The 24,338-nt window shown below is 63.0% G+C and carries 24 protein-coding genes and 2 pseudogenes; 9 read left to right on the top strand and 17 right to left on the bottom strand.

Features of this window, described 5'->3' with window-relative positions:
* Nucleotides 1-57: 57 nt before the first annotated feature.
* Both AC3CB8_RS27100 and AC3CB8_RS27095 read right to left on the bottom strand, forming a co-directional pair.
* Entirely contained in the window at nt 58-777 is a 720-nt protein-coding gene (locus AC3CB8_RS27100) for a response regulator (protein ID WP_023770265.1), read from the bottom strand.
* Nucleotides 764-1,297, bottom strand: a complete 534-nt coding sequence (locus AC3CB8_RS27095) for a MarR family winged helix-turn-helix transcriptional regulator (RefSeq protein ID WP_023770264.1) — start codon at nt 1,295-1,297, stop codon at nt 764-766. The genes AC3CB8_RS27100 and AC3CB8_RS27095 overlap by 14 nt, the downstream gene beginning before the upstream one ends.
* Nucleotides 1,298-1,558: 261 nt before the next feature.
* Here AC3CB8_RS27095 and AC3CB8_RS27090 point away from each other — a divergent pair, with 261 nt between their 5' ends.
* From AC3CB8_RS27090 to AC3CB8_RS27080, 3 genes are all read left to right on the top strand, one after another.
* The gene (locus tag AC3CB8_RS27090) at nt 1,559-2,452 is read left to right on the top strand and encodes a branched-chain amino acid aminotransferase (RefSeq protein ID WP_023781444.1); all 894 of its coding nucleotides are present in this window, start codon (nt 1,559-1,561) and stop codon (nt 2,450-2,452) included.
* Nucleotides 2,453-2,597: 145 nt separating this feature from the next.
* On the top strand, nt 2,598-2,915 hold the full coding sequence (locus AC3CB8_RS27085) for a hypothetical protein (RefSeq protein ID WP_023770262.1): 318 nt from the start codon (nt 2,598-2,600) through the stop codon (nt 2,913-2,915).
* A gap of 136 nt (nt 2,916-3,051) precedes the next feature.
* On the top strand, nt 3,052-3,690 hold the full coding sequence (locus AC3CB8_RS27080) for an MBL fold metallo-hydrolase (protein WP_352564524.1): 639 nt from the start codon (nt 3,052-3,054) through the stop codon (nt 3,688-3,690).
* Nucleotides 3,691-3,785: 95 nt separating this feature from the next.
* On the opposite strand, the gene AC3CB8_RS27075 is transcribed toward AC3CB8_RS27080, so the two are convergent.
* The 3 genes from AC3CB8_RS27075 to AC3CB8_RS27065 form a co-directional block, all read right to left on the bottom strand.
* The gene (locus AC3CB8_RS27075) at nt 3,786-4,226 is read right to left on the bottom strand and encodes a BA14K family protein (RefSeq protein WP_352564526.1); all 441 of its coding nucleotides are present in this window, start codon (nt 4,224-4,226) and stop codon (nt 3,786-3,788) included.
* A 185-nt stretch (nt 4,227-4,411) separates the two neighbouring features.
* Nucleotides 4,412-4,624, bottom strand: coding sequence for a cold-shock protein (locus AC3CB8_RS27070; RefSeq protein ID WP_008877668.1), 213 nt, complete (start codon nt 4,622-4,624; stop codon nt 4,412-4,414).
* 317 nt (nt 4,625-4,941) lie between these two features.
* Nucleotides 4,942-5,154, bottom strand: coding sequence for a cold-shock protein (locus AC3CB8_RS27065; protein WP_006202520.1), 213 nt, complete (start codon nt 5,152-5,154; stop codon nt 4,942-4,944).
* Nucleotides 5,155-5,796: 642 nt separating this feature from the next.
* Between AC3CB8_RS27065 and AC3CB8_RS27060 the strand changes: the two are divergent.
* Nucleotides 5,797-6,143, top strand: a pseudogene (locus tag AC3CB8_RS27060) (Kazal-type serine protease inhibitor domain-containing protein).
* A 42-nt stretch (nt 6,144-6,185) separates the two neighbouring features.
* Here the strand turns inward: AC3CB8_RS27060 and AC3CB8_RS27055 are convergent.
* The 3 genes from AC3CB8_RS27055 to AC3CB8_RS27045 form a co-directional block, all read right to left on the bottom strand.
* Complete coding sequence (locus AC3CB8_RS27055; protein ID WP_023770259.1) at nt 6,186-6,803, bottom strand: flavodoxin family protein; 618 nt, start codon at nt 6,801-6,803, stop codon at nt 6,186-6,188.
* Nucleotides 6,804-6,883: 80 nt separating this feature from the next.
* Nucleotides 6,884-7,132 (bottom strand): hypothetical protein, encoded by a 249-nt coding sequence (locus AC3CB8_RS27050; RefSeq protein WP_023781445.1) that lies wholly within the window; start codon nt 7,130-7,132, stop codon nt 6,884-6,886.
* Entirely contained in the window at nt 7,129-7,398 is a 270-nt protein-coding gene (locus tag AC3CB8_RS27045) for a hypothetical protein (protein WP_023770258.1), read from the bottom strand. Before AC3CB8_RS27045 ends, AC3CB8_RS27050 begins: the two co-directional genes overlap by 4 nt.
* Nucleotides 7,399-7,764: 366 nt before the next feature.
* On the opposite strand from AC3CB8_RS27045, the gene AC3CB8_RS27040 reads away from it, so the two are divergent.
* Together AC3CB8_RS27040 and AC3CB8_RS27035 are read left to right on the top strand one after the other, a co-directional pair.
* The gene (locus AC3CB8_RS27040; RefSeq protein WP_031251992.1) at nt 7,765-7,983 is read left to right on the top strand and encodes a hypothetical protein; all 219 of its coding nucleotides are present in this window, start codon (nt 7,765-7,767) and stop codon (nt 7,981-7,983) included.
* Between the two features lie 200 nt (nt 7,984-8,183).
* Nucleotides 8,184-9,818 carry a tetratricopeptide repeat-containing sulfotransferase family protein gene (locus AC3CB8_RS27035; protein WP_023770256.1) on the top strand — a complete coding sequence of 545 codons (1,635 nt, stop codon included), beginning with the start codon at nt 8,184-8,186 and terminating at the stop codon, nt 9,816-9,818.
* Between the two features lie 104 nt (nt 9,819-9,922).
* Here the strand turns inward: AC3CB8_RS27035 and AC3CB8_RS27030 are convergent, their stop codons facing one another.
* The 9 genes and pseudogenes from AC3CB8_RS27030 to AC3CB8_RS26990 all read right to left on the bottom strand — a co-directional run bounded on the left by AC3CB8_RS27030 (nt 9,923) and on the right by AC3CB8_RS26990 (nt 21,000).
* Complete coding sequence (locus tag AC3CB8_RS27030; protein WP_023770255.1) at nt 9,923-10,276, bottom strand: DUF1428 domain-containing protein; 354 nt, start codon at nt 10,274-10,276, stop codon at nt 9,923-9,925.
* Nucleotides 10,277-10,376: 100 nt separating this feature from the next.
* Complete coding sequence (locus tag AC3CB8_RS27025) at nt 10,377-10,793, bottom strand: VOC family protein (RefSeq protein ID WP_023770254.1); 417 nt, start codon at nt 10,791-10,793, stop codon at nt 10,377-10,379.
* Nucleotides 10,794-10,945: 152 nt separating this feature from the next.
* Nucleotides 10,946-11,128: a hypothetical protein gene (locus tag AC3CB8_RS27020; RefSeq protein WP_352564528.1), complete on the bottom strand. Its 183-nt coding sequence runs from the start codon at nt 11,126-11,128 to the stop codon at nt 10,946-10,948.
* A gap of 138 nt (nt 11,129-11,266) precedes the next feature.
* A pseudogene (locus AC3CB8_RS27015) lies at nt 11,267-11,416 on the bottom strand (helix-turn-helix transcriptional regulator); the annotation flags it as partial.
* A gap of 48 nt (nt 11,417-11,464) precedes the next feature.
* Nucleotides 11,465-12,991 carry an ABC-F family ATP-binding cassette domain-containing protein gene (locus AC3CB8_RS27010; protein ID WP_352564530.1) on the bottom strand — a complete coding sequence of 509 codons (1,527 nt, stop codon included), beginning with the start codon at nt 12,989-12,991 and terminating at the stop codon, nt 11,465-11,467.
* Between the two features lie 301 nt (nt 12,992-13,292).
* On the bottom strand, nt 13,293-14,198 hold the full coding sequence (locus tag AC3CB8_RS27005) for a DMT family transporter (protein ID WP_352551043.1): 906 nt from the start codon (nt 14,196-14,198) through the stop codon (nt 13,293-13,295).
* 128 nt (nt 14,199-14,326) lie between these two features.
* Nucleotides 14,327-17,488, bottom strand: a complete 3,162-nt coding sequence (uvrB, locus tag AC3CB8_RS27000) for an excinuclease ABC subunit UvrB (RefSeq protein WP_352564533.1) — start codon at nt 17,486-17,488, stop codon at nt 14,327-14,329.
* A gap of 117 nt (nt 17,489-17,605) precedes the next feature.
* The gene (locus AC3CB8_RS26995) at nt 17,606-19,207 is read right to left on the bottom strand and encodes a DUF2778 domain-containing protein (protein ID WP_352564535.1); all 1,602 of its coding nucleotides are present in this window, start codon (nt 19,205-19,207) and stop codon (nt 17,606-17,608) included.
* A gap of 536 nt (nt 19,208-19,743) precedes the next feature.
* Nucleotides 19,744-21,000 carry a hypothetical protein gene (locus AC3CB8_RS26990; protein WP_352564537.1) on the bottom strand — a complete coding sequence of 419 codons (1,257 nt, stop codon included), beginning with the start codon at nt 20,998-21,000 and terminating at the stop codon, nt 19,744-19,746.
* 144 nt (nt 21,001-21,144) lie between these two features.
* Here AC3CB8_RS26990 and AC3CB8_RS26985 point away from each other — a divergent pair, with 144 nt between their 5' ends.
* The 3 genes from AC3CB8_RS26985 to AC3CB8_RS26975 all read left to right on the top strand — a co-directional run bounded on the left by AC3CB8_RS26985 (nt 21,145) and on the right by AC3CB8_RS26975 (nt 24,223).
* Nucleotides 21,145-22,218, top strand: coding sequence for a CapA family protein (locus AC3CB8_RS26985; RefSeq protein ID WP_031247646.1), 1,074 nt, complete (start codon nt 21,145-21,147; stop codon nt 22,216-22,218).
* 95 nt (nt 22,219-22,313) lie between these two features.
* On the top strand, nt 22,314-23,282 hold the full coding sequence (locus AC3CB8_RS26980) for a DUF3137 domain-containing protein (protein WP_023781454.1): 969 nt from the start codon (nt 22,314-22,316) through the stop codon (nt 23,280-23,282).
* A gap of 698 nt (nt 23,283-23,980) precedes the next feature.
* Entirely contained in the window at nt 23,981-24,223 is a 243-nt protein-coding gene (locus tag AC3CB8_RS26975; RefSeq protein WP_015316128.1) for a DUF1344 domain-containing protein, read from the top strand.
* Nucleotides 24,224-24,338 lie beyond the last annotated feature (115 nt).

The raw sequence follows: 24,338 nt of genomic DNA, 5'->3' as shown, positions 1-24,338 counted from the left end.
AGTAAGCAGGACGAATACCTGGGTCAACTCCGTTGCCGGTTCTCGCTGTAGAACTAGCTATTCCACGCTGAGCCGATACCCAATACCGCGCACGGTCTGCAGCCAGACTGGATTGGACGGATCGCGCTCGATCTTGCGGCGCAGCCGGTTGATCTGGACGTCGATGGTGCGCTCGCCGACTTCCGAATCATCGCCGACCAGTTCGTGGCGGGGGATGGTTTCGCCGGCGCGCGCTGCGAAGATCGCCAGGATCTCCTGTTCGCGGTCGGTCAGCTTCAGCGCCTCGCCGCCGCGCTTCAGTTCGCGCCTGGCGATCTGGAAGGTGTAGGGGCCGAACACCAGCTGCTCGACCTTGGGCGTCGCCGCCGGGCCGCCCCGGCGCAGGATGTTGTTGATACGCAGGATCAGCTCGCGCGGGTCGAAGGGTTTTGGCAGGTAGTCGTCGGCGCCGGCTTCGAGCCCCGAGATGCGGCTGTCGGTTTCCGACAAGGCCGTCAGCATCAGGATCGGCACGTTCTTCTCGGCGCGCAGAGCCTTGGTGAGATCGACGCCGCTTTCTCCCGGCATCATCACGTCGAGCACGAGCAGGTCGAAATCGAGGCCGGCGAGCTTGCGGCGGGCCTCGCCGGCATTGCCGGCGACGGTGACGCGAAAGCCGTTTTCGGTCAGATACTGCTTCAGAAGATTGCGAATGCGGGTGTCGTCGTCGACCACGAGCAGATGCGGTGCGTCGTCATCCGGTGCGGCCGCGGTGTCGACCCTCTCAGTGCTCTCCATGGCTTTTCCCTGACATTTTTGCGGACCCAACGTCGATCTGAGCTCTCAGTTCCGGATTGACCATCGCTTCGAGGAAGCGTTCCACCAAGGTCCGTTCGGTGGCGCCGGAATCTTCCAATGCAGCACGGATGCGGCGTGACTGTGGCCGCGCCAGTGCCAGCGCCAGCGCCCGGCCCTTGGCCGTCGGATAGAGTTCGCGCTGGCGACGGTCGCGCGGGCCTTGCAACTGCACGACGTGATCGGTGTCGATCAATTGCTTCAGCACACGCGCCAGGCTCTGCTTGGTTATCTTCAGCACGTCGAGCAGTTCGGCGACGGTCAGGCCCGGCCGGCGGTTGACGAAGTGCAGCACGCGGTGGTGGGCGCGGCCGAAGCCGTAGTCGGCCAGGATCTGATCGGGATCGGAGGTGAAGTCGCGATAGGCGAAGAAGAAGAGTTCGATGAGGGCGAAGTCGATGCCGTCCTCGCTGGTGATCGCGGTCCTGATCGGTTTTCCGGCAGCTGGGCTTTTATCCGTCATCATTTCTCCATGGGAACGGGAGATTATGTCAGTACTATTGACGTAATTTCCCTGCAATGGTAATTTTTGACAAGCTTTTGAGCGGATTGCGAACGAAAAGGCGAGGCAGGCCGGTTTTTCCGGAACTTCCTGAGTTTGCCAGGGCGCGAATATCCGCTTACGCTTCCAGACACCGGCCGGCGTCTCCAACCACATGGCGCTGCCAAAAAAGAACACGCAACGACACTAGGATATGCGGGTCGCGACCCGCGGGAGGTTACCATGGCATCCGTTCCCTTCGATCAACTGGACGGCTTCATCTGGATGAATGGCGAGATCGTCCCGTGGGGGGACGCCAAGATTCATGTGCTGACCCACGGCCTGCATTACGCCAGCGCGGTCTTCGAGGGTGAGCGCGCCTATGGCGGCGAGATCTTCAAGCTCAACGAGCATACGGAACGCCTGCATGAATCGGCGCGCCTGCTCGGCTTCAAGATTCCCTATTCGGTGGCCGAGCTCAACGACGCGTCGACCACGCTCCTGAAGAAGCAGGGCTTCCAGGACGCCTATGTCAGGCCGATCGCCTGGCGCGGCAGCGAGCAGATGGGTGTTTCGGCGCAAAACAACCGCATCAACGTCGCCATCGCCATCTGGCAATGGCCGAGCTATTTCGACCCGGCGCAGAAGCTGAAGGGCATCCGTCTCGATGTGGCGGAATGGCGCCGGCCCGATCCGCGCACGGCGCCGTCGCGGTCTAAGGCCGCCGGCCTCTACATGATTTGCACCATGTCCAAGCATGCCGCCGAGGCCAAGGGCTTTGCCGACGCCATGATGCTCGACTGGCGGGGCCAGGTCGCCGAAGCAACCGGCGCCAACATCTTCTTCGTCAAGGACGGCAAGATCCATACTCCCAAGCCCGATTGCTTCCTCGACGGCATTACCCGCCGCACGGTCATCGGTCTCGCCAGGGATCGCGGCCTGGAGATCATCGAACGCGCCATCCTGCCGGAAGAATTGGAAGGGTTCGAGCAGTGCTTCCTGACCGGAACGGCAGCGGAAGTAACTCCGGTTTCGGAGATCGGCCCTTACCGATTCGAAGTCGGCGAGATCGCCAAGAATCTCATGAACGACTATTCTATCGCCGTTCAACCCAAGCATGCTATCGCCGCAGAATAACGATAGTCACAGCTTTTCGTGCAAGCAGGGGCGGTTTTCGGGCCGCCCCTTTTATTTCAGCGTTTCTGCATTTGACTTTCATCCAATTCGGCGTCTCATCATGGTGTCGGCCCGGGAGGCTGGCAGCTATGGAGGGACTAATCATATGGACATGAACACGCTTCTTCCGATCATTATTCAGATCATTACAGGCATTATTGGTGGTCAGGCGGTCAGTGTGGCGATCAAGACGGCGGCAATGGGCCAGCTTACCAAAATCTTGGGCGGAGCCATCGGCGGTGTCGGCGGCGCGGCGATCCTCGGCAGCCTGCTTGGCGGCGGTACGATCAGTCCTGACGCGGCCGCGGCGGCGACCAGCGGCCTGGGCAGCGCGCTCAACCTGCAGAACATCCTCGGTGGCGCCGGCGGTGGCGCGATCCTGACCGGCATTCTCGGCGCGGTCATGGGCGCCATGAAGAAATAAGCCCGCCGATCTCGGGCTTCGCAGAATGGGCGGCTTCGGCCGCCCATTCTTTTGGAGACGCACTGTTTGGCCTTCGGCATGTGGACGGTTTTGACCGATGCCTCTACATGATCGCTGACACAGCGAAAGGACGATCATGGGTCAGCTCAATGCCGGCATCGTGCCGGTCACACCGTTCCAGCAGAACTGCACCATCCTGTTCGACATGGACGACAAGCATGGCGTCGTCGTGGATCCGGGTGGCGACATCGACAAGGTGCTGGCAACGTTGAAGGACAACGCGATCACGGGCGAGGCGATCTGGATCACGCACGGCCATATCGATCATGCCGGCGGCGCCATGGAACTGAAGGAAGCACTCGGCGTCGAGATCATCGGCCCGCATCAAGCCGACAAGATGCTGCTCGACAATCTGGAAAACCAGGGCAGGCGCTACGGCATCGGCGGTGTGCGAAACTGCGTGCCCGACCGGTTCCTCACCGAGGGCGAGACGGTGTCGTTCGGCGGCCATGTGTTCGAGGTGCTGCATTGCCCCGGCCACGCGCCGGGCCATGTCGTCTATTATAACCGCGCCGCCAAATTCGCCCATGTCGGCGACGTTTTGTTTCGCGGTTCGGTCGGCCGCACCGATCTGCCGGGCGGCGACCATGCGGCCCTCATCGCCTCGATCAAGGACAAGCTGTTGCCGCTCGGCGACGACATCGGGTTCATCTGCGGCCATGGCCCCGGCGGGCGTTTTGGCGAGGAACGGCGAACCAATCCGTTTTTGACCTGAATGAGACAGGGACCGGTGCCGGAAGCCCAACTAGCTCACAACAAAAAAGCGCTGGCCTTGCGGTCAGCGCTTTTTTGTTTTGGGGCAGGGAAGCCTCAGTTGGCGGTGCAGAAATGCTGTTCACCATCGCTGCCGGTGAAGGTGCCGGTACGGGTATTGAAGGTGCGGTAGCGGTCCGAGCAGTATTCGTACCAGCCGCGCGTCCACGGTTCGGCGTAACGGTCGGCATAGACCACCTGCGGTTCCGCGTAGTAGCGGCGGACCGGGGCAGGGCGCACCCGCACCTCACGATCGTAGTAACCGTCATCGTAATAGCGGTCGGAATCGGGTGGTGGCCGGTCATTGGCCAATGCGCCACCGATCAATGCGCCGGCGGCAAGGCCGAGAACGCCGGCTGCTACAGCGTCGCCATTGCCATGGCCATGGCCGTGATGGTGCCAACGGCGCCAGTCATCGGCATTGGCCGCCGAAAAGGTCCCCAGCGTGGTGGCGACCACGGCTGCGGACAGCACGGCTGTCTTGAAAATGCGGTTCATCTTGGTCTCCTTCGTACCGGACCGTGCAGTTTCTTGCAGGGGATGCAGTCCGGCTTTACCGATGACTAATATGGGACCGTGGCTGAACGGGGGCTGAACGAAAATTTGGCCGCACGCATTCTTTGACGCCCTCAAAACCGCACCTTCGGCGCGGACCTGACTGCCGGAGCCGGTCCGAAGCCGGCTCAGCCGACCGACAGGTTGACGGCCTTGGGTCCCTTGCCGCGCTTGTCCGGCTCGGTGTCGAATGTCACTTTCTGCCCATCTTCGAGACCGGGGAGACCCGACGCCTGCACGGCCGAAATATGGACGAAGACATCCTTCGCGCCATCATCCGGTGTGATGAAGCCGAAGCCTTTGGCATGGTTGAAGAATTTGACGGTGCCGGTCTGCGGCATGGGAAGCTCCTTTGATCCCATAAATTCCAGTCTCGGGCCGGCAAATGCCCGAATGGAAATTTGTCCTTTATTTTAGCGCTATCGGCAAGTGAAAGTTTGCAGGCACTTAAAGCACGTCGCTTTAAATGCTTGTTATGATGCGCGTCATTGGCCCGCACCCGGGATGAACTTCCGGATGAGATGAGTCTATGCTGTGCGGCGGACATGAAAAAGGCGCGGCGAAAACCGCCGCGCCTTTCAAAAATCCGTCTGCCTGCCCAGGTCCTGGTCAAGCTCCTCGTTGGCCCATCCGCTTGGGATGCGCGCGCGCCGACCGCTCAGGCTGCGCGCAGGTTGACCGCCTTCGGGCCCTTGCCCATCCGGTCCGGCTCGACATCGAAAGTGACCTTCTGGCCATCGACAAGCGTGCGCAGGCCAGAGGCCTCGATCGCTGAAATGTGGACGAACACGTCCTTGGCGCCGCCGTCGGGCGTGATGAAACCGAAGCCTTTGGTCGCATTGAAGAATTTAACGGTGCCGGTCTGGGCCATTGGGGAAACTCCTTCACCCGTTCAGTCTTGGTGGTCCTGCCCGCCACCTGGCGTCGAGGGCAGTTCCTGGTGGTTGCTTTCGGCAGTCATGCATTGGCGCATGGTCAAACCCCCCGCCGAAAAACGGGGCCGTCAGAGATTCACAGTATCGGGGAAAGGTCGTCCAAAACGTTCCGCTCTCCGGGTCGCAAATGCCCGAACACAGAATTTATCGCACGGAAACGTGAAGGTTGCAAGATAGCGCCGCGGGCCGCCATCCTTGGCGCGTCCCGACACGAAAATCGACCGATCAAAGCGTCGACCGGCCGCAAATAGGCTTCATTGGCGCAGGGGTCATCGGCCCACAGCGCCGGTCATGGATGGGCCAGAAGCGACGATTGCCGGCGACGCGGCTGGAAGCCCACCGGTGCGGGTGTCGTTCTCCTCGAGAAGCCGCAAACAAGGTTGCAATTGGCAGTGGAATGACGAGGATCACGCCATGGGCGACTGATCTAAATCTTGTTTTGGTCGATATAATTACCAACGTACCGCCACGCGGGCTTGGGCGGTACGGACCGGTACACGGATCAAGTGAGAGACGATCTTGAGGTTCTTGCGGCGATCTTTTCACGGCAGGTTTTTGCCGTCCTTTTCCTGTAGGCAATTCTTGCCGCCTGCACGGTGGTCGTCGATGGACGGACCTGGGCCGCGACCGCCTCCGCCGCCCTGAACCGCAATTCTGCACCAAGTACGAACCGATCTGCGCCCGGCGCGGCGGAGATCGCCAGACCTTCGCCAATGCCTGTCTGGCCGATCGGGCGGATTACCGCGTCGTGCGTGACGGGTCCTGTCGCGGTGGCGGTGGCGGCGGTGGTGATGGCGAGCAGACGTTCTGCAACCGTGAATACGCGCCGGTGTGCGCCCGCCGGCATGGCGAGATGCGCACCTTTCCCAATGCCTGCGAGGCGCGTGCCTCGGACTATCGCGTCGTCGGCGAGGGGCCGTGCTGAGATTCTGCCCTCTCCCGCGAGGGGGGAAGGCAAGGCGGCTCATTATTTTTCCACGCCAATATAAGCTCTGCTCTTGAGCAGGCCGGCCAGATGAGCAGCGTTTGAGGCCGCCATTTCGATGGCCTCGGTAACCTTGTCGGGGTTTTTCGGCAGGTCGACGTAATTGACGTCTTGCATGGCTTCACCGACCCAGTAGACGCCGCCATTGGCGGGGATGGTGAAGCCGACATCGTTCAGCGCCTGGAAGCACTCCGCGTGGCAGTGATGCGCGCCGTCCTCGTTGCCGACGATCGCCACCAGGGCCACCTTGCCGGCGGCCGGCATGCGGCCCTTGTCGTCGGTCTCCTCGAGAAAGGCGTCCATCCGCTCCAAGACGCGCTTGGCGACGCTCGATGGCTGGCCCAACCAGATCGGCAAGCCGAGAATGAAGATATCTGCGGCGAGGATCTTTTCGCGCAGGCCGGGCCAGTCGTCGCCTTTGCCCATGTCGGAGAGCACGCCGGGCTTGATGTCATGATCGAGCGCGCGCACGACCTTGCCTTCCACGCCATGCGGCTTGAGCGCCGCCAGCAGATCGGCGATGATCTTGTCGGTGGACGATTTTTCCTTGTCGCCGGAAGCTTTCAGCGAACAGTTGAGGGCAAAGGCGGTGAGGGACATCGCGAAACTCCTGCATCTGGGTGTGCAGGCTCAACGCCGCGAGGCGTTTGCGGTTGCGCGGCGTGTCGGCTGGCCTCCGCTCAGCTGGCCGGATTGTCGGCCAATTCGAGATTGTCTTCCGTGGTGACCCGCTCGTGGGTCTCTTGGTCGCTGCGGATGCGATATTGCGGGGAACCGTCCTTGACCGGCAGCCTGCTCTTGATCTCGAACAGTTCCACGGTCTTGTTGACCAAGCCGGTCCTGCTTTTCATCCGCACGGTCTGACCGATGGCGAAGAGATGCGAGGGGGTATCGGTGCGCGGTCGCGCATTCTGTTGAAAACGGATCATGCTGCATTCTCCCGGTCGCGCACCAGCGCGGTTTCGAGGTCCAGGTGGTCGATGGCGACAAGCTGGCTAGTGAGCGGGTTGTTCACCGCCTTTGCCGGCAGGTGGATGAAGGTGGCGACGCGGCGCCAGGCAAGCCGCGACATTCCCTCGATCAACTCCTCGTCGTGATCGATGTCGTAGTCGCCGGCCGGCAGTTGTCCTTCCAGGCCACCGAGCACGAATGGCGCGGTGAAATGGGCGATGGAACGGGTGGTGCGGTCCGGCATTGTCCTGGCCTTGATATCCCGCCTCGCGGCGTCACGTGAACAGCGCCCTGAGCGCAAAAAAGGCGGGGACACGACGACTGTAATCCACGCGCATCCGGTATTAACAATTGGAATGAGATTGGCGGATCGAGAACCTCCGACACCGCGAGATGACAAATGTGGCCCAAACCATGTTTCCTATATAGCTCAATTCGGCGCTCTATTCAAGAATAAGATCCGAACTCCTCGCTTCGATTAGAAAAATAGACGGATATAATTTGTGGAATAAATCTGCTATGGCTGCAGATATCTTCGAAAATTTCTTGGAGGCGTGCCGAGTTTTTCCTCGGCGCCTATACTTTTATTTTTTCTGAAAGGGATAAAGCCATGGATTCAGTCAGAACTTCGAAAGGGAAGAGCGTGGCGATCAATCCGATCGTCAGGCCAATCGCCACGTACGCCATTGGCGCTGCCGGAAAGCCGATGGCCGTCCAGTCGGCGCGGCTGACCATCAGAAGCGACGAGGCGGCAAGGCGAACGATCTCCGATACCGATGGAACTGTGAGGCGGGCCAGGCAGGTTGCCGAGACCAATCGCCTGATTTGATCGCTTTCGCCGCGACGTGAGGCGCAGAATCAAGCAAAGCCTTGAACCTGTAACGCCGATGGCCTAGATCGCGGCAGGCGCACGAACACGGTAGGTGTCCCATCAACAGAGATCAGAGAAGAGCGGCGGGTGCGGGAACCAAGCCTGGCACGGCTAAGTCTGGCGGGGGAGGACAGCCGCCGCTGGGCCTCGACCAGTATGTGCAGCAGGCATTGCAAATGCACCAGGCTGGGCGCCGGCAGGAAGCCGAGGCGATCTACCGCCAGGTGCTGACGCGTCAGCCCAAACACGCGGCTGCGGCGCATTTCCTGGGGTTGCTGCTGCACCAGACTGGGCGCAGCGAAGAAGGCATGGATTTCCTCGAACAGTCGGTTCAGCTGCAGCCGACCAATCCCGACTTCCTCAACAATCTCGGCACGGTGATGCGCGATCTGGGCCGTGTCGCGGCGGCGATCGATTTCTTCCGCGGCGCGGTGGACCTGCGGCCGGAGCAGCTCGCGGCGCGCGACAATCTCGGCTCATCGCTGAAGCAGATCGGCCGGTTCGACGAGGCCGAGGACATCTATCGCGGCACGGTGCAGCGCAATCCATTCCACGTGCGCGCCCGTATCGGGCTTGCCGAAACCCTGCAGGAAGCCGGACGCCTCGACGAGGCGCTGGCTGTCTTCCAGGAGGCACTGACCATCCGGCCTAGGGATGCCGACCTGCTGCACGGACTGGGTGTCGGGCTGATGGAAAAGGGCAAGCTCGACGAGGCGACCGACCTGTTCCGGCAGGCGGTGGCGATCCAGCCCGGCATGGCCCGCGCGTGGCTGATGCTGACGCAAGTCAAGCGCCAGAAGGAGCGCGATGTTGAAATGGCCGGCATGGAGGCGCAGCACGCCAAGGCGCCTCAGGACAGCCTGGCACGCATGCAGCTGTCGTTTGGCCTCGGCAAGGCCAATGACGATCTCAAGGACTATGACAGAGCCTTCGGCTATTTCGCCGAGGGCAATGCCATCCGCCGCAAGGGCATCGACTACGACCCGGTGAAGACGCGCGCCGAGTTCGAGGCAATGAAGACAGTGTTCGATGCCGGCTTCTTCGAAAAGCACAGGCCGAGCCCGATTGCCGACGACGCGCCGATCTTCGTCGTCGGCATGCCGCGTTCGGGTACGACGCTGGTCGAACAGATCATCGCCAGTCACCCCCAGGTCTTTGGCGCGGGCGAGCTCAGCATCCTGAAGACGGCGGTCGGCAAGCAGTTCCCGTCGAACATGCCGGGCGGCTTCCCGTGGGGCGTGGCCGACACGGACGATAGGGATTTCGCCGAGGCGGGGCAGGCCTATCTGGACATGCTGCATGCCCGCTATCCGCATATGCGCCACGTCACCGACAAGATGCCGGGCAACTTCCTGCTTGTCGGCTTCATCCACATGATGCTGCCGAAGGCCAGGATCATCCATTGCGCCCGCGATGCGGCGGCGACATGCCTGTCGATCTACAAGGTGCATTTCCGCGGCGACAGCCACCGCTATGGCTATGACCTCGGTGAGCTCGCCGATTTCCACAATCTCTACACCGACATCATGGCGCATTGGCACAAGGTGCTGCCCGGCGTCGTGCACGATGTGCGCTACGAGGATTTCGTCGCCGACCAGGATGGGCAGAGCCGGGCGCTGATCGACTATCTCGGCCTGCCATGGCACGATGCCGTGCTGTCGTTCCACCAGACCGACAGGCCGGTGCGCACGGCGTCGGCCGCGCAGGTGCGCCAGCCCATGTACCAGGGATCGGTCGATCTGTGGAAGCGCTATGGCGACCGGCTGAAACCACTGCTGGATAAGCTCGGATAGGCCAATATCGCGGTAAGGCCGGCCTGCGAACGGCGGTTTCCCGCGCTTCCGGTACTCACGTATTCAAATGTACGCTCGGTTCCGGACCCCGGGGTCGAGCTGTCTCAAAGTTCCAGGAAGGGCTGGAAGCCGCCGAAGATCATGCGCTTGCCGTCGAACGGCATCGTGGCCATATCGCGCTGCAGACGAGGGTCGGCCATCACCTTGGCCATTACCGCATCGCGATCTTGCCTGGATTTGTATACGGCCCAGGAGAAAACGACGATCTCATCGTCCTTGGCCTGAACGGCACGCGGAAACGAGGTCAGCTCGCCATAGGGTACATCGTCGCCGATGCATTCGACATAGGCGAGCGCGCCGTGTTCCATCCATATGGGGCCTGCGAGGTTGGCGAGCTTTTTATAGTCATCGAGATTTGCCTTCGGCACGGCAAGCACGAAGCCATCGACATAGGACATGGTGGTCTCCTCTTTGCTGAATTCGAACGCCGGGTCAGCGGGGAAAAGACCCGGCGCGGTTTGGCGCATCCCCTCGGCGACGGGGCGCGCTCGCTAAAGCCTATTCCGTCGGTGCGTTCATTGCCCAGGCGACGCCGAAGGGGTCCTTCACCTGGCCCCAGCGGTCGCCCCAGAACATCACCTGCAGCGGCGTGACGGCCTCGCAGCCGGCGTCGACGGCGCGCTTCCACCAAGCGTCGATATCATCCTTGCCGAGATGGAGCTGCAGCGTATAGCCCTGCGCCGCCTGGTGCGGATGGCCGTGTTCCGGATAGGCGTCGCCCAGCATCAGCGTCGAGCCGTTGATATAGAGATGGATATGCATGGTGCGGCCTTTTTCATCCGCCGGGTAGGCAAAGACTTCCTCGGCCCCGAAAGCCTTCTTGTAGAACTCGGCCGCCTTGATGGCACCGTCGACCTCAAGATAGGGGGTCAATCCGCCAAGCACTTTTGGCCGGGGTGGGGTCTGGTCGGTCATTGCATGTTCCTCTTCACGTTTGTTTGGTCTTGCGGACCATAGGACGGATGAGATGACGGCAATCCTACAGGACGTTGAAAATTTTTCGGCTGGCCCGGTTCATCGGGCGACAGGCCAGCTTTTGAGGGCTTCGCACTGGCGGCGGGCCATGGTCATATGACCTTGGCCGAGGACGTTGCGGCGCGGCGGTTGTCGCGGGCGTCGAAGATTTCCGGAAAGCCGATATCCTTGCGCAGTTCGGCCGGCAGCGACAGCAGGATGCGTTCGCTGCGGTGACGGGCGCGCGCGGCGGCATACCGGGTTGCGATGCGACCGATGGATGACAGGACGGACATGGTGACTTCTCCCTTGGGTTGGCGCCGGCATCATCGTGTCGGCATCCCAAGGACGAGGCAGCAACGGGCGATCCGACAGATTGCCCGGAGAATTTTTTGTCGGCGTTTAGATCTCGTTCAGGCGCAGCCGAGGAGAACCTATGCGACCTTGAGCGTGGGAATGGCCGAAACATCGACTTCACGCTCGGCGTGCCAGGCATCGAAAGCCGCCTGCATCCGAAGCCAGATCGCGGCGCCGTCGCCGAACAGCTTGCCAAGTCGAGCGGCCACTGCCGGGGACACCGGCTTTAAGAGCCTGTAAGCAAATAGCTTACAGGCATGCCGATCGCCCGCCGCTCAGCCGGTTCCCTCGGCCACCTCGCGTAAGAAGCTCTCCGGATCCTCGACTTCGGTCAGCTTCCGCCTCTCGATCAGCCAGAAGCGGTTGCCGACGGCGCGGATGAAGGAGCGGTCGTGCGAGGCCAGCAGACAGCTTGCTTGGTGCTTCAGCAACTCCTCCTCCAGCGCTTCCTGGCCGTCTATGTCGAGATGGTTGGTGGGCTCGTCGAGCAGATAGAAATTGGGATTCGCGAGCCTGAGCGCCAGCATCATCAGCCGTGCCTTCTGGCCGCCCGACAGCACACCGATCTTTTTCTCCTGCATCTCGATGACCACGCCGGCGCCGGCGAGCAGCGAGCGGGCGCGCTGTTCGCCGACATCGTAACGGCGCGAGACCATCGCCAGCGGCGTGTCGTCGCCGCTGATGCCCGACAGCGCCTGGTCGCTGTAGCCGAGCACCGTCGACGGCGTCACCTTCACATTGCGCACCGTGTCCGGTTCGAGGATGGCGTTGCGGATCGAGGTGACGAAGCGCGACTTGCCGACGCCGTTGCGGCCGAGCAGCACGATACGGTCGCCCTGGCAGATGTGGCGCTTGCCGGTCCTGAACAGCAGCGTGCCGTCGGGTGTTTCGACCGCCGCGTCGTCGAGCGTGATCAGCACCTTGGCGTGGGTGCCGCGATTGGCGAGTTTGATCGCGCCCGCCGATTTCTCGCGGTGCGCCGGATAGGCGGCCTCTTCCAATTTTTCCGCGCGCTGGTTGAGTTGCTTGGTCTTGACCGTCAGCAGGTCGCTGCCGGAATTGATGCCGATATTGTTGAGCTTGGCCGCTTGCCGGCGCAATTGCTGAGCCACCTTCATGTCGCGCTGGAACTTTCGTTCGGTCGACGCGTCAACCTCGTCCAGCGCCTCCCTGGCGCGGGAATAGGGGAGGGAAAACACCGGCGACTGTTCCGGGCGCAGAAACAGTGTCCGGTTGGTGGTGGCGTCGAGGAAGGCGCGGTCATGGCTGGCGATGATGACGGGCACCTCGCGCGGCAGCGCGTTGAGCCAGGTTTCCAACTGGCTGATGCGGGCGAGGTCGAGATGGTTGGTCGGCTCGTCGAGCAAAAGCACGTCGGGATCGGTAACCCAGACGCGCGCGATCAGCGCCAGCCGCTGCCAGCCGCCGCTCAGTGCCTGCATTTTTCGCCCGCGCATCGGCTCGGGCACGTCAAGTGAATCGAGAGCCACATCGACGCGCCACATCTCGCTGTCGGCCTGTTCGGGCGGTAACGCCTCAGCCACAACCTCGTGGAAAGTGCGGCCAAGCAGGGCAGAGGCTACGGATTGCTGGACATGGCCGACACGCAGACCGCGCGTGCGGGTGATGTCGCCGGTTGTCGGCTCCAGTTCGCCGGTCAGGCATTTGAGCAAGGTGGACTTGCCGCGGCCGTTGGCGGCGACGATGCCGAGCCGGTCGCCGTTGGCGATGGTGAGGTCGAGATTGGAAAAGAGCGGCGCACTCATGGTGACGCCGAGGGATTTGAGGCTGATCAGGGCCATTTTGCTTTCGCTTTTTTGGTTGGCGCATGATCCTTTCCGAAACCATCCGGCTTTCGGGGTCATGCGCTCTTGCCGGAAACTACTCCGGGTGCACTTTGACGGAGCGCGTGCCGGCCATCAGGCCAGGCGTTGCACACCACGAAGGGCAGACCAAAAAATCGAAGCGGGAAAAAACCCGGACCGTCCCTGGTCAGCCCTGCAAGCTGGCTCGCAGGGCAGAAATCGGGCCACGCTGACGATGGTGACGAAAAAACGTAAACACGTGAGCCCTCCTTTCGAGACGTTCGAGTGTGACGACTGGCTACACCAAAGGCGAGGCTGATGGCAAGGCCGCCGCTTTCAGGCTGCGCGGGAAGGGGTCCAGCACCAGTATGCAGCCGCCGATGATTGCCACCGCGCCGAAGCCCTGGATCAAGGTCAGCGACTCGCCGAGCACAATCGTTCCGGCCAGCACCGCGATCGTGGTCACAGCGAATTCGACGCTGATGGTCCTGGTCGCTCCGATGCTGGCCACCAGCCGGAAATACACGACATAGGTCAATGCGCTCATCACGCAGGCCAGTATGGCCAGGTAGAGGAAGTCGACAGAGCGCGGCATGGCCGGCACCGGCACGGCGAGCAGCAGCGGCAGCGTCATCAGGCCGCCGAACAGGAACGCGGCGCTGGTGAGTTCCAGCGAGCGGGCCGAGCGCAAATGGCGATTGGCGTAGTTGCTGCCGAATGCCGCCGAGAAGGAACTGAACAGCGAGGCGGCACAGCCGATCGCAAAGGATGCGGTGACCGGAACGGCGGGGAAACCGACCAGGATGATGATGCCGGCAGCGCCGAGCAGCAGTCCGGCAAGGCCGCGAACTGCGATGCGCTCAAGCCCCCAGAGCTGGCCGATGATCATCGAGAACAGCGGGATGGCGGCAACCAGGATGGCCGCCATCGCCGTGCCGATGCGGGGCGTGGCATAGGACAGGCCGATCAGCTGCGCCGCCACCGTCGTCGCGCCGACCATGGCGAAGTGCCACCAGCCGGCGCTGAAATCCAGCCGTCGCCGCGTCACGGCGGCAAGCAGAAAGAGCGTGATGCCGGCGATCAGCGCGCGCAAGGTGACCGCGCCGACCCAGCCAAAGGCATGCACCACCTTGAGCAGCACCAGGAACGACAGTCCCCAGGTGACAGCCAGGAAGACGTAGGCGGCGATGTCTCTGGGTTTCATGGGAGCTGGCTGATGGTTTCGGAGCGGAAGAGCAGAATTGCAAGGCCCGTATAGGTTCGTCCCACGACTGGCAAGGTGGCAAGAAGAGCTGATCTATAATGGAGGGACAGAGGGGGCGCGAAGGATTGCTACCGTCCCGGTCTGCCCGTCTTCCCCGGCCGGCGCTTTTCGCGGCGGGCGTCTCCTTGGTCCTCGTAGGAGCCGATACCGGAGCGCTGACGGACGATAGGCTTGTTGGCATCGCCGCGATCCTTCGCGCCCCCCTCTGTCCTGCCGGCCCCCACTTGGGGAGAGGTTGGCTGTGGCTTCGCCGGCACTTTCCCCTCTACCGGTTTTTCGGTCCGCCGCACCGTCATCTCGTCGAGCGAATTCTTCTTGAACAACGGCTTGGTGGCGTCGCCGGGAATGCCGAAATCGGAGCCGTGCGCTTCTTCCGCCGACTGCTTCTTGAACAGCGACCGCGACACCGCGCCTGACGGCGTCGGCATGTCGGTACCAGGGCCCATATCGTCCAGTGACGGCTTGGCGAACAGCGGCTTCTTCACCGGCACGGCGCGGTCGGCGCCCATCTCGTCGAGATCGGGCTTGCGGAACAGGTTGGGCCTGGCGGCCTTGTCCGCCTCTTCGGCCGCGCGTGCCTGGTCGAGCGTGCGGAACCGTTCCTGTTCCTCCAATGTCCGATGCTTGGCCACGCCCTTGTTGTGCTTGCCCTTTTCGCGGCCTGACGCGGGACTTTGGCCTTCCACTTCGCGCGCCAGCGGATCGTCGGAGATCGACAATTCCATCTCGTGCAGCCGCTTGATCTCGTCGCGGATGCGGGCCGCCTTCTCGAAGTCGAGATTGGCGGCGGCGTCGCGCATCTGCTTGTCCAGCGCGTCGAGATGGGCCTTGAAATTGTTGCCCATCATCGCGCCGGCGCTGTCGGTGAACCGCGAGATGTCGGCGCGGACATGGTCCTTCTCGTAGACCGAGTCGAGAATATCGGAGATGCGCGACTTGACCGATTCCGGCGTGATGCCGTTGGCGGCGTTCCACTCCATCTGCTTCTCGCGGCGCCGGTTGGTCTCGGCCATCGCCCGCTCCATGGAACCGGTGACCTGGTCCGCGTAGAGGATGACCTTGCCGTCGACATTGCGGGCGGCACGGCCGATGGTCTGGATCAGCGACGTTTCCGAACGCAGGAAACCTTCCTTGTCGGCGTCGAGAATGGCGACGAAGCCGCATTCGGGAATGTCGAGGCCTTCGCGCAAAAGGTTGATGCCGACCAGCACGTCGAAGGCGCCGAGGCGCAGGTCGCGCAGGATCTCGATGCGCTCCAGCGTGTCGATGTCGGAGTGCATGTAACGCACGCGCACGCCTTGCTCGTGCAGGTATTCGGTCAGATCCTCGGCCATGCGCTTGGTCAGCACCGTCACCAGCGTGCGATATCCCGCCTTGGTGGTGTCGCGGATCTCACCGACGACGTCGTCGACCTGGCTCTTGGCCCGGCGCACCTCGACCGGCGGATCGATCAGGCCGGTCGGGCGGATAACCTGTTCGGCGAAGACGCCGCCGGCCTGTTCCATCTCCCAGCCGCCCGGCGTCGCCGAAACGGCAACCGAGAGCGGCCGCATGGCGTCCCATTCCTCGAAGCGCAGCGGCCGGTTGTCCATGCAGGAGGGCAGGCGGAAGCCATATTCGGCCAGCGTCGCCTTGCGCCGGAAGTCGCCGCGATACATGCCGCCGATCTGCGGCACGGTGACGTGGCTCTCGTCGATGAAGACCAGCGCGTTGTCGGGAATGTACTCGAACAGCGTCGGCGGCGGATCGCCAGGTTGGCGACCGGTGAGGTAGCGCGAATAGTTCTCGATGCCGGCGCAGGAGCCGGTGGCTTCCAGCATTTCGAGGTCGAAGCGGCAACGCTGCTCCAGCCTTTGCGCCTCGAGCAGGCGGCCGGCGCGCTCGAGTTCCACCAGCCGGTGCTTGAGCTCTTCCTTGATTGACTTGATCGCCTGGTTGAGCGTGGGGCGTGGCGTCACATAGTGCGAGTTGGCGTAGATCTTGACGCTCTTCAGCTCGCCGGTCTTCTGGCCGGTCAACGGGTCGAACTCGGTGATCGCCTCGATCTCGTCGCCGAACATCGAGATGCGCCAGGCGCGGTCCTCAAGGTGGGCCGGGAAGATCTCGATCGTGTCGCCGCGCACGCGGAACGAGCCGCGCACGAAATTGATGTCCTGGCGCTTGTACTGCTGGGCAACGAGGTCGGCGAGCAAAGCGCGCTGGTCGAGCCGGTCGCCGATCTGCATCTGGAAGGTCATCGCCGTGTAGGTCTCGACCGAACCGATACCGTAGATGCAGGACACCGAGGCGACGATGATGACGTCGTCGCGCTCGAGCAGCGAACGCGTCGCCGAATGGCGCATGCGGTCGATCTGCTCGTTGATCGAGGATTCCTTCTCGATAAAGGTGTCGGTGCGCGGAACATAGGCTTCCGGCTGGTAATAGTCGTAATAGGAGACAAAATACTCCACCGCGTTGTCGGGGAAGAATTTCTTGAACTCGGAATAGAGCTGCGCGGCCAGCGTCTTGTTGGGCGCCAGGATCAGAGCGGGGCGCTGCGTCTCCTCGATCACCTTGGCCATGGTGAAGGTTTTTCCGGAGCCGGTGACGCCGAGCAGCACCTGGGTGCGGTCGTTGTTGTCGACGCCTTCGACCAGATCCTTGATGGCGGTCGGCTGGTCGCCTGCGGGCTCGAAGTCCGACACCATCTTGATGGCGATGCCGCCTTCGGATTTTTCCGGCCGGGCAGGGCGGTGCGGCGTCCACAGCACGCCGTCCTTGTGCAACGGATTGCCGGATTCGATCAGCGCCGAGAGAGCGGCCACCGTGGCGGTGACGCCACTGGACGACATCGTCTCGGCTTCTTCCAGCGAGATGTCGAGCCCGGCGACCGGATTGAGGCCGGCGGCAGTGCGTTCGCGGGCCGACGCGGCCCCGCCCATCGAGGTGCCGCGCGCGGTGCGGCCCGGCGCGGCGGAGCGCTCGGGAATCTTCTTCGGCGACTTGGCGCCGCCGCCTTTGCCCGCGGCGCGTCCTTCCCGTTCAGCCTCCTGCTCGATCTGCTCGGCCCAATCGGAGATCGAGCCGGTCAGCGGCGTGCCCGACAATTCGGCCTGCGGCATCTCGGCGAAGCCGCCCTTTTGCAGCGGTTCCGAGGCGTCGAGGAAATCGGTCAGCGGGCTGCGCCGCTTCGGCGCGGCGCGGTCCTCATCCGCCGTCGGTGGCGTTCTTTTATCTGGGGATTTGGCCATGTCCCGAATATGGGATTTCTCGGCCAAAATGGAAAGAGCGCGATGAGGACGGGCCGACGGCCGCGTCAGGCTCCTGACAGAAGGCTGTCAGGAGGCGGCGGAGGGTTTCGCCTTATTTCAAGCGCCGCTTCCGTTCGACGCGACCCGGGTCGCCGATCCGTTCAGGCGATCCACCACGACGAGGCGGTTGACCTTGCCCTTCTTGAAGGCGGCGAGGAAGCGGGCATAGTCCCTGAAGACCACGCAGCCATTGGATTCGGCGCGACCGCCGCGCAGCATGTAGGTGTGCGCGAGCAGGCCGTTGCGGTTGTACTTGTTGCCGCCGCTCGTCGGGGTCAGGCGGATGGCCTCGACGCCGTGGAAGCGAGATTCGCGCAGCGACAGATTGTAGGTGTTGGGCGGCGTCGGGCCACGATCCTTGACATGGACATAGCGCGGCTGGTCGACCATTGCGCCGAGGCCGGAATGCGCCTCGAGCCGTTGGCCGTCGGGCATGTAGACGGTCTTGGCGCTGATGTCGTAGACGGCGACGCCATGGCCGGCGCCGCTTCCGGCGCTCGGGCCGTTGAACAGGTTCCTGAACGCCTGGCCGAGGCCGCCCGAAGGCGTATCCGGCTTGGCATAGGCCAGCACGTCGCCACCATCACGGGTCCGGCCTTGCCGGGCCGGCTGCTGCCTGGCTTGCAGGACGGGCTTCGGCTGGAGCGCCGGCTTCTGCTCCAAGGCCCTGGGCTGTGTGGCCGGCTTGTCCTCTTCCACGGCCCGGGGCTGCCGAGGCGCGTCATATTGCGGGCGGCGGGTCGGCAGCGGCACGTCGTCGGTGAGCGCATCCGGCAGCGAAGCGGCGTCGCCCGGCTGTTCCTGCTGGGTCTCGACCGGCGCAACCGCGACATCGGGCGAGGATTCGGTCATCGGCAGCGGCGAGGCGAAGGCTTCGTCCTCGACCGGCATCGACTCGACCAGGGCAAGCGCCAGCTGCGCGTTATCGGGCGTTTCCGACTGAGCAAAGCCCATCGGCGCCGGCGCGGTCTGCACGACGGAACCCGTTTCGGCGCGGGCGAAGCGTTCCGCCGCCGGAGCCGGCATGTCGTTGGACAGGCTGGCCATGACCTGGACGGACGGCACGAGGGATGCCTCGGTGACCCGTGGAGCGGCGCTGGAAATCACGGGATGTGTGCTGGCCGCGGTCGCCGGTTTGCCCGCGCCGGCGAAGGCAGCGGCAAGCTTTGTCGGCGACAGCGACGCTTCCATCAGTTCGAAGCGCTGCTGCGATTTCGACTTCGCCGGGGTTGGCTTGGCCTGCGCCACCAGGCGCCCGGATTTCTCCGCCTTGGAGGTTATCGAGGCCAGCTTGAAGCAACTGGCACCGCACTGTACGGCATGGTCGTGCAGCGCCTGTGAGCCGCCATGGGCATTGGCCGTCATGAAGGGCGCGGAAGAGCTGAGGAAATGCTGCTTCAGCGGATCGGCGAGAGCGAGCGTGCCCGGCATGGACAGCGTCTGCGGCAGGCCGGCAGACGTTACCAAAAGCGAGGCGCCGACAGAACTAAGGCCGGCCATGGTGCCGATCAGCCATAGGCCGACGGCGGCGCTGACGCCCGGCACCGCGATCCAGCGGACAACCCGTTCAGGGGTGAAGGATGAGGCACGTGGCGCTTCGAAGGCGGTCTCGCCGCTGCAACGCCTGTCCCCGACAATTTTACGACTCAACAACGCCATGCAACCAATCTTGCTCCAATCGGCTCCCACGTCCGCGGCCGTGATAGCCGCGACGACCATTCTGTGAGTGATCCCAGGTGGTCCCCGACGCGTTTGCCGCGCCTGTCGTTAGTTGCCGATTGCTTCAAAATATGGACAAAGTTGGTTAACCAATCCCTCTCAAAACCAATCGAGAGACGTGGACTTTGTGCCGAAAAAGGCTCGTCCACGACCATGCACGCGGTATTGCAGCCCTTCCAAGGCTTTTTTGCTGCATGTTTTTATCTGCCGAGTCAAGCAGAACAGTCTTTGCCAACCACGCAAAAAGGCGGTTCGGCGCTTCCGGGACAGTGAGGCACGCCAAATGCCTGTCGGCCGGGCCGCCCGGGTGCCAACAAATATTGTTGCCGTCCTGCCACCATTCTTCGGCCAAAAAGGGTCGGCTCTCGGGGCTCATAGCGGGGTTGTGGTGGGCTCCTACGGCTCCAACGCCGATGTCCACGGTTCCCTACTTTCGGATACGTCGGAGTTCGGCCGACGCGTAGCGTCCGCACCGCTCAGTTGAACCACAGCGCGAACGTCAAAAACCCGCCGCCGCCGAACTGGCGCTGGATCTGGCCGAAATCCTCGCTGGTCAGGACCTTGCCGGTTTCGAGGTAAGGCGCGATTCCGGGGCCGGTGATCGAGAGTACGAGGTCGAAGGGTTTCGGCTCGTCGAAGAAGCGCTTCATGTTGATGCCTTTGCCGGTGATGCGGAAGTGCGGCAGCAGCGCGCGGCCTTCGAGCAAGTCCTCGGCCATCGCCAGGGTGGCGAGCCAGGCCCGGACCTGTTCCTCGCCGACCTGGAGGCCGGTGAGCGGGTTCTCGCCCTTTTGCTGTGGGCCGGGCAGCCATTCGCGGTCATTGTCGGTCTCGGCCCGGATCGCCTTCCAGTCCTCGCGCGACAGCCGGATCATTTCGAGCAGCTCCTGGCGCGCCGCCTTGCGGCGTTCCGGCTCGACAACCGGCCAGTTGATCATGTGCACCATCGAGATGAAATCGGCGATGCGCCATTCCGAGGAGAAGATGCTCGAGCCCATCTCGCTTGGCGGCGGCACGAGGATGTCCTGCAACGCCAGCTTGGCGCGCGGAAACAGCATGTGGAACGAGCCATCGAACGTGCCCTTGAAATCATGCGCCAGCCAGAAATCGGCCTGCGCCATCAGGAATTCCGCATAGCCTTGCAGCCAATAGCCGTCGGCGCGGTCGAAGCGGAACGTGAGCGCGGGGGCACCACCGTCGGGCGCCATGCCCCCGCGCGACAGCGCCACCATGATCGCCGCCATGCTTTCATCGGGCGCGATCGTGCCGTCTTCGTTGAGATCGATGCCGACATGGGTGAGGTCGATGATCATGCCGATAGCGGCATCGGCCGGCACCGAACCAAGGGTGGTGGCGGACTTTGCGAGCCGGTCACGGAAGGCGACCAGTATGGCGCGGAACTCTTCATAGGTCAGCGGCTCGGGATTGGGGTTCGCCGGTACCGGCAACTGCATCAGCGGCAGCATGAAGGATTGCGGGCTCTCGAACCCATGGCGATGCAGGCCGCTGGCCAGCAGTTCCAGCGCGGTGAAGAACTCGCCGGCGCCTGCGGCATAGGCTGACGCTGGATCATTCGGCGCGGCCGCTTCCAAGGTAGACAGCGCGCCGTCGCGCGCGGCCACGGTCCTTGCCTCGAACAAAGCCGTTGCCGCTTCGGGCATGGCCGCCGATGCGGAGGACAGCGGCACGACCAGAATGAAAGCCGATGCCAGCAGGCTTGCTATTCGTGTCATCTTTTCCCTCCCATTTGTCGCCGGCGACCATACACAGATTTACGACGCCGCGCCTGTCGATGCCGGCACGCCGTCCACATCGTTGCATGATTGTCGCCGGGCACGCTTCAACCGGTCCGGCGGACGGTCTACAGAAGGCCAATGATGAGGCGTGTCGTGTCGAACTATCCGCTCTCCTACAAACTGTCCTGGCTACCGAGGTTCCTGAAACCGTCGCTCGAGGGCGACGTCAACGGGTTCGCGCCGGCATCGGGGACGCTGATGGAGCCGCCACCGAGACAGACGATGCGGCTGGCCTTCATCGGCGACATCTCGGCGGTAGCCAACCGGAGCGCGCCGGACTGCGATCCGGCGATCAAGGCGCTGCTGGGCACGGCCGACCTGGTGATCGGCAATTGCGAAAGCCCTGTCGTCGACAGGCCGAGCGCCGTGCTGGGGACAAAGCTCGGTACGCATCATGCGATGAGCGAACGCTTTCTGGCCGAGGCACTCGCGGCGGTCGGCATTGGGCGCGAAAAACTGGTCCTGTCGCTGGCCAACAATCATGTGTTCGACCAGGGCGCCGCTGGTTTCGACGCGACGGTCGCGGCGTTGAAGCGGCTCGGCATCGGCACCATCGGCCTCGCCGCCAAGGGACCGGTCGAACGCTTCGCTGCCGGGCCGCTCGCTCTCGGCTTCGCCGCTTTCACGCTCTGGCGCAACGCCGACGAGCGCCTGTTTGCCGGCCGCGTCTCGATGGAAGGCGATCCGGCGCGCTGGCCGCGCGAGACGAGTGCTGGGCTCGATCTCCTCTGTGCCGTGCCGCACTGGGATTGGGAGTTCCGGCATTTTCCGCGTGCTGCAACACGGGCGCTGGCTCGGCGGCTGGCCGGGCAGGGCGTCGGTCTGATCGCCGGCCATCACGCCCATGTCGTGCAGCCGGTGGAGCGGATCGGCGGGGCGGTGGTTGCCTATGGGCTCGGCGATTTCCTCGGCACCGCCTTTGCCCGCCAGCCATGGCCGGGGCGGATCGGCGGGATTTTCATCGTTGACGTCAGCGCCGATCCGCAAACGCGCGGGACTGTTGCGTCTTACTGGTTCTATCCGTTTGTCCGCCTGCGTGCGGGAGACCACGAGCGTCTGGTGCCGGTAGAAGCATTGGACGTGCCCATGCGGCAAAAAATCGAGGGCCGGCTGGGAGCGGTTTTCCCTTCTTCCCTTGTGGACGTGTGGCCCTGACTGGCGACAGGCCCGACGGGCGGAAAGGAGCATGCGTTGGCGACTTTCCCGCAAAAACGGATATCATGCCGCAATACTGGCGGCGGGGGATGGCGATGGAAACAGCGGATTTCATGCCGGACGCGGCTGCTATCGCAGCCATCAAGAAAGAGATCGAGATCCACGAAGCGAAAAGGGCCTCGGTGGCACGCGCGGCCAAGTGGCGCGTACCCTTGTTCGTTGGCCTGGTGGTCGTCTTCGTGGCGCTCATTGCCTGGCTGTTCAACAAGGTCGCCGATCCCAACGAGCAATGGTTCTCGACGCCGCACGTATTTCTCTACGTCATCGGCTTCGTGGTGGCGATCGTGCTCTATTTCCGGGCGATCAGGCCGGCGGCGAGGCTGCAGCAATCGTTTCGCCAGACGCTGATGCCGATCATCTTCGGCTTCATTGGGGATATGCGCTACCAGCATGACGTGACGCCGCATTCCTTCGACCGACTGCCGCGCGAGACCGTCGGCGGTTTCACCATGAGCCGCTTCGACGATATCATCTCCGGACGCTATGACGGATTTGCGTTTGAACTGTACGAAGCCGACCTATGGGACGGGGGCGCCACCAAGAACAAGGCCACCACGTTCAAGGGCGTCGTCGTAGCCTTCGAAACCATCGAGCCGTTTCCAGGAATATTGGTCGCCGCGCGACGTGCAAGTGGCGTGATCGGCTTTTTCCGCGGCATGTTCGCGGCCAAGATGCAGGAACTGCCGTCCGGCGTGCCGGAGCTCGACGACGCCTACGAGTTTCGCACCAACAATGTCGAGGCGGCCCGGCCGCTGGTGACCGGCCGCCTGGCGCAAGCGCTGAAATGGCTCGGCGAAGCCTGGCCGGACGAACCCGCGCGTGTCGCGCTCAACGGCAGCGACGGTTTTCTGCTCCTGCCGCAACCGAAGAACTTCTTCGAACTGCCTGATATTTCGGTGCCGCTCGACTATGCCAGCCATGTCGCACCGATGATTTCGGACCTGGGTGCGATGCTGGCGACCGCGGCACTCGTGCGCAAGATCGGCGCGAAGGACGAAGCTTAGCTGGCGGCGTCGTCAGCAGTCGAAGCCGTACTCGTCGCGCATACAGTCGACCTACATCATGCAGACGCCGGAGGCAGGGGCTTCGGACAAGGCCAGGAACTCGTCGAGGCTGGCAAGGGCCTTTGCATCGCCTCCGTCATCTCGGGATCGCTGGAGCAAAGATCAGCGTCTTGTCATCGCCCGGTTCGGCGCCTTGCGCGCCAGCCAGGCTGGGTTGTCGCCAGCATCGGGGACAGCGTGGTCCGGACGGCCATTTTCGTGGAAGTCTCCTTTTATGACAACGCGCGACACCAATTCGCGTTCGCTTGGAGTTTGCAACCTGAGCGCCAGATTCGTGTTTGCCGGGTAGGAGGATCGCGCCGGCTCGCGACATAAAACGTGTATCGATGAAAAAATCGAAGTCCTGTTTCGTGATGCGGCCGGGAAGGGATTGCGGCGGCCACGTGATCGCCGATGGCGCCGGCCGCAATTCGGCAAACGACTCTTTTTGCGCGGGGAAGAGCCTTCCATAAGGGCGCGTAAGCTGTCGACATCGGCGGCTAGGAGGCTATTGTGTCGGAATTAAGCCGATGATTTCCTTGCGAAAATACATCCAACGTGATTTGCGGACAGTGCTCTTTCCGCTCCAGTCTCCGGCCGTTCGGTGCTGCCCTCTCCCAAGCGGTACCGGAAAACCGAAACAGCACGGAGTGCTATCCATGAAGAAGACCCTCGCAACCACCGCCGCTCTGCTCGCCTTCCTAGGCACGGCCTATGCCGCGACCGTTCAGGGCACAATCCAGGCGGTCGATCCGACAACCAAGTCGGTCACCCTCGACGACGGCAAGATCTACCAGCTCTCGCCCGATGCGTCGGTCGGGAAACTGAAGGTCGGCGCCAAGGTGGCGGTGACCGTCGACGACAAGACCGGCATGGTGACGTCGATCAAGAAGGCCTCGTAGAGACTGCCGATCGGACTCTGAGACCCTGCTCCAATCTGGCCGGTTCCTTGGGGAACCGGCCATTTTCATTAGCTTGGACACTTACCGCAAGGCGACGACGGTGGCGGAACGCCGT

It is taken from the genome of Mesorhizobium sp. P160927, from assembly GCF_057766385.1.
Note: the sequence above shows the minus strand (reverse complement) of the source record. Positions and strands in the feature narration are given on the sequence as shown.

Excerpts from the sequence above, each read along its gene's own strand:
- AC3CB8_RS27100 (WP_023770265.1), bottom strand. The coding sequence starts at position 777 with ATGGAGAGCACTGAGAGGGTCGACACCGCGGCCGCACCGGATGACGAC.
- AC3CB8_RS27095 (WP_023770264.1), bottom strand. The coding sequence starts at position 1,297 with ATGACGGATAAAAGCCCAGCTGCCGGAAAACCGATCAGGACCGCGATC.
- AC3CB8_RS27090 (WP_023781444.1), top strand. The coding sequence starts at position 1,559 with ATGGCATCCGTTCCCTTCGATCAACTGGACGGCTTCATCTGGATGAAT.
- AC3CB8_RS27085 (WP_023770262.1), top strand. The coding sequence starts at position 2,598 with ATGGACATGAACACGCTTCTTCCGATCATTATTCAGATCATTACAGGC.
- AC3CB8_RS27080 (WP_352564524.1), top strand. The coding sequence starts at position 3,052 with ATGGGTCAGCTCAATGCCGGCATCGTGCCGGTCACACCGTTCCAGCAG.
- AC3CB8_RS27075 (WP_352564526.1), bottom strand. The coding sequence starts at position 4,226 with ATGAACCGCATTTTCAAGACAGCCGTGCTGTCCGCAGCCGTGGTCGCC.
- AC3CB8_RS27070 (WP_008877668.1), bottom strand. The coding sequence starts at position 4,624 with ATGCCGCAGACCGGCACCGTCAAATTCTTCAACCATGCCAAAGGCTTC.
- AC3CB8_RS27065 (WP_006202520.1), bottom strand. The coding sequence starts at position 5,154 with ATGGCCCAGACCGGCACCGTTAAATTCTTCAATGCGACCAAAGGCTTC.
- AC3CB8_RS27055 (WP_023770259.1), bottom strand. The coding sequence starts at position 6,803 with ATGTCCCTCACCGCCTTTGCCCTCAACTGTTCGCTGAAAGCTTCCGGC.
- AC3CB8_RS27050 (WP_023781445.1), bottom strand. The coding sequence starts at position 7,132 with ATGATCCGTTTTCAACAGAATGCGCGACCGCGCACCGATACCCCCTCG.
- AC3CB8_RS27045 (WP_023770258.1), bottom strand. The coding sequence starts at position 7,398 with ATGCCGGACCGCACCACCCGTTCCATCGCCCATTTCACCGCGCCATTC.
- AC3CB8_RS27040 (WP_031251992.1), top strand. The coding sequence starts at position 7,765 with ATGGATTCAGTCAGAACTTCGAAAGGGAAGAGCGTGGCGATCAATCCG.
- AC3CB8_RS27030 (WP_023770255.1), bottom strand. The coding sequence starts at position 10,276 with ATGTCCTATGTCGATGGCTTCGTGCTTGCCGTGCCGAAGGCAAATCTC.
- AC3CB8_RS27025 (WP_023770254.1), bottom strand. The coding sequence starts at position 10,793 with ATGACCGACCAGACCCCACCCCGGCCAAAAGTGCTTGGCGGATTGACC.
- AC3CB8_RS27020 (WP_352564528.1), bottom strand. The coding sequence starts at position 11,128 with ATGTCCGTCCTGTCATCCATCGGTCGCATCGCAACCCGGTATGCCGCC.
- AC3CB8_RS27010 (WP_352564530.1), bottom strand. The coding sequence starts at position 12,991 with ATGGCCCTGATCAGCCTCAAATCCCTCGGCGTCACCATGAGTGCGCCG.
- AC3CB8_RS27005 (WP_352551043.1), bottom strand. The coding sequence starts at position 14,198 with ATGAAACCCAGAGACATCGCCGCCTACGTCTTCCTGGCTGTCACCTGG.
- uvrB (WP_352564533.1), bottom strand. The coding sequence starts at position 17,488 with ATGGCCAAATCCCCAGATAAAAGAACGCCACCGACGGCGGATGAGGAC.
- AC3CB8_RS26995 (WP_352564535.1), bottom strand. The coding sequence starts at position 19,207 with ATGGCGTTGTTGAGTCGTAAAATTGTCGGGGACAGGCGTTGCAGCGGC.
- AC3CB8_RS26990 (WP_352564537.1), bottom strand. The coding sequence starts at position 21,000 with ATGACACGAATAGCAAGCCTGCTGGCATCGGCTTTCATTCTGGTCGTG.
- AC3CB8_RS26985 (WP_031247646.1), top strand. The coding sequence starts at position 21,145 with ATGAGGCGTGTCGTGTCGAACTATCCGCTCTCCTACAAACTGTCCTGG.
- AC3CB8_RS26980 (WP_023781454.1), top strand. The coding sequence starts at position 22,314 with ATGGAAACAGCGGATTTCATGCCGGACGCGGCTGCTATCGCAGCCATC.
- AC3CB8_RS26975 (WP_015316128.1), top strand. The coding sequence starts at position 23,981 with ATGAAGAAGACCCTCGCAACCACCGCCGCTCTGCTCGCCTTCCTAGGC.